Raw genomic sequence first — 3,133 nt, 5'->3', positions numbered from 1 at the left:
GGTCACCGCCAAGCCTCCACAAACTTGCGCGAAGATCATACTTGCCGTTAGCCGCCCCTTAGTGCGGGGGGGGGCCGGCGGCGCCGGCACGGGTGTGTGCCGTCCGGGCCGACCCGATCGCTTGCGTCGGGTACGAAGCGGAATCAGCCGCTGATGAACTTGGCCGCCAACTGGGGGGCCGAGACCACGGATACGCCGTCGAAGCGGGTGAGCACCCGTCCGTCGGGAGTGCAGGCGGTGACGGTGAGCGAGGCGCCGGAGCCGTTGCCGCCGGTGGCGGCGGGCTCGACCACGATCAGGAAGGGCTCGCCGTCGGGCAGCGGGTGGTGCAGGTCCACGCGGCCGACGGACAGGGGCAGCCCGGCGGTGCCGCGGAACAGCCGCACCCAGACGAGGCCCGCCTGGAGCAGCAGGTCCGCCGTGCCGGGCGCGAAACGGGAGCCGGCGAACGCGCCGCCGGCCGGGCGGTGTTCGGTCAGTGCGCACTCCAGGACCAGCCGGTTCACCGACGTGTCCTCGGCGAGCACCCGGCGTACGCCCCGCAGGGACGGGCCGTGGAAGAGCGTGCCGTCGCTGTAGAGCTCGGCGGCGTCGCGGCCGGTGCCGAGCGCGGGCAGTGCGCCGACCGTGGCCGCGGCGGCCGGGGCCTGCGGGGTGACGACGGCCGCGTAGTGCGGTCGTGCGGTGCCCTGCGCGTCGACGGCGTGGATCGCGGTACGGACGCTGTCGCCGTCGTGGGTCATCGACAGGCTGATGCGCTCCGGCCGGTCGGCGTCGAAGACGATGCCCTTGTGCACCGAGAAGTCGCGCACCTGGCGCACCTCGGTGCCGCCGGCGCGCTCCACAGCGCCGATCGCCCAGCCGAGGGCGACCACCGCGGGGAGGACCGGGGATTCACCGATGACGTGGTCGGTGAGGATCTGCTCGGTCTCCAGCGCCGCCAGCGGGCGTTCGACGGTGACGGTGGCCGTGGTGGCGGTCCGCTCCGGCTCCGACAGGGGCGTCGTCGGGCCGAGCACGGTGACGACGTCACCGGCGCGCTCCGGGGCGAACTGCTCGGTGAACATCCGGGCTCCGGTGTCCACCGGGATCAGGGTGATGCCGCGCTCCTGGAAGACGGCCTTGACCTCCGGGGAGACCATTCCGCTGTCCCAGGCACCCCAGTTGAGGGAGGTGACGCGGGCGGCGGGGTGGCGCTGCTTCCAGGACGACGCCCAGGCGTTGAGGACCTCGTTGGCCATGGCGTAGTCCGACTGCCCGCGGTTGCCGAAGAATCCGGCGACCGAGGAGAACAGGACGACGTGCCGCAGGGTCTCGGGGTCGAGCGCCGCGGTCACGGCGCGCAGTCCGGTCAGCTTGGGTGCGAAGACCCGCTCGACCTCGGACGCCTTCTTGTTGGCGATGAGCTGGTCGGCGAGGACGCCGGCGCCGTGCACCAGCCCCGTGATGCGGGCCTTGTGCGGGGCGAGCGCGGCGGCGGTCGCCTGCGGGTCGGTGATGTCCACGGCGAGGTACTCGGCGCGGCTGCCGGCCGCCTCGACCTCGGCGAGGGTCCGGCGGATCTCGCGGGCGCCGACGACAGCCTGGTAGAGCTGCTCGACCCGCTTCGGGGTGGGCTTCTCCCCCGCGGACTTCAGGTGGGAGGCGGCAGCGGCCTTGAGAGCGGGCGCGTCGACACCCTGCGCCCAGGCGGGCTCCTCCTCCAGCGGGGTGCGGCCGATGAGCAGCAGTCCGGGCCGGTGGCGCTTGGCCAGTTCGACGACGCAGGCGGCGGTGATGCCGCGGCCGCCGCCGGTGACGACGAGCAGGTCCTCGGAGGTGAGCTGCGGCGCGGTCTCGGTGTCGGAGGCGGTCAGCGACTGCTCGGCGAGGGTGAGACCGACGCGGCGGGCGCCGTCGAGGCCGACCTGGACGGTGTCCGTGACCGCGTCCTCGACCTCGGCGAGGAGCAGCGCGGCTCCGGCGTCCGGGCTCAGTGCGGGGGCGATGTCGACGGCCCGGCAGAACAGCTCCGGGGCCTCCACGGCCAGGGTCTTGACGAGACCCGCGGAGCCGCCGGCGGGGGCGAGTTCCTCGGAGACCCCGCCGAGGCCGAAGGCGCCGTCGAGCCGGGTGACGGTGACGAAGGCGGCCCGACCGGAGGCGGCCGCGGTGGTCAGCGGCTGGACGGCGTGCTTGGCGGCGAGCAGCGTGTGGGCGAGGCGGCGTACACCGTCGGACCAGTCGGCGCCGCGGGCGGCGGAGAGGTCGAGCACCAGGCTGATGCGGTCGGCGAGGATCTCCTCCATCTGCTCGGCCAGTTCGGTCACGCCCCAGCCGGACAGGGCGTGGTCCTTGACGCCGCTGATGCGCTCGGCGACACCCGGGAGACGCAGGACGTGCACATGGCGGCCCGACTCGACGAGCCGGTTCACGAGGGCGGGTGCGAGCTCGGCGCCGTCGTCGACGACGAGCGCTCCCGAGCCGTCGGCGTACGCGCCGACGAGCCGGTCGGGGGTGGGCAGGTCGACGAGCGCGGCCTGCGCGCGGCCGATGCCGCCACCGGGCTTGGCCACGGCGGGCTCGTCACCGGCGGGGGCGGCGGTCTGCGGGGCTGCGGGAGCCGCTTCGGAGGCGCCGCCGCTCATGAAGTCGACGATGTGGCGCAGCGTCCGGAGCTCCGCGAGCTGCTCGGGACCGGCGGAAATGGTCTCGCCGAACCGCTCCTGAAGGACGCCCATGATCTCGACACGCTTGATGGAGTCGATGCCCAAGTCGGCCTCGATGTCCATGTCCAACTCCAGCATGTCCGCCGGATAACCGGTCTTCAGACCGACGACCTCCAGCAGGACGGACTCGACACCGGCCGCGTCCGGGGCCGCGGCGGCGGGAGCGGCGGACGTGGCCGCCTGAGGCGCGGCACTGGCGCTCATGAAGTCGACGATGTGGCGCAGGGTCCGCAGCTCGGCGAGCTGCTCGGGACCGGCGGAGACGGTCTCGCCGAACCGCTCCTGAAGGACGCCCATGATCTCGACACGCTTGATGGAATCGATGCCCAGGTCGGCCTCGATGTCCATGTCCAACTCCAGCATGTCCGCCGGATAACCGGTCTTCAGACCGACCACCTCCAGCAGGACCGCCTCCACGGTCGCGG

At 73.3% G+C, this 3,133-nt stretch carries 1 protein-coding gene; it reads right to left on the bottom strand.

Going from position 1 to position 3,133, the window contains the following annotated elements:
• Positions 1-143: 143 nt before the first annotated feature.
• On the bottom strand, positions 144-3,133 hold a 2,990-nt coding region (locus ACFWU3_RS36385; protein WP_384445890.1), incomplete at its 5' end, for an SDR family NAD(P)-dependent oxidoreductase.

The organism is Streptomyces sp. NPDC058685, from assembly GCF_042714725.1.
Lineage (GTDB): Bacteria > Actinomycetota > Actinomycetes > Streptomycetales > Streptomycetaceae > Streptomyces.
This window is presented reverse-complemented; position numbering and strand designations above follow the sequence as displayed.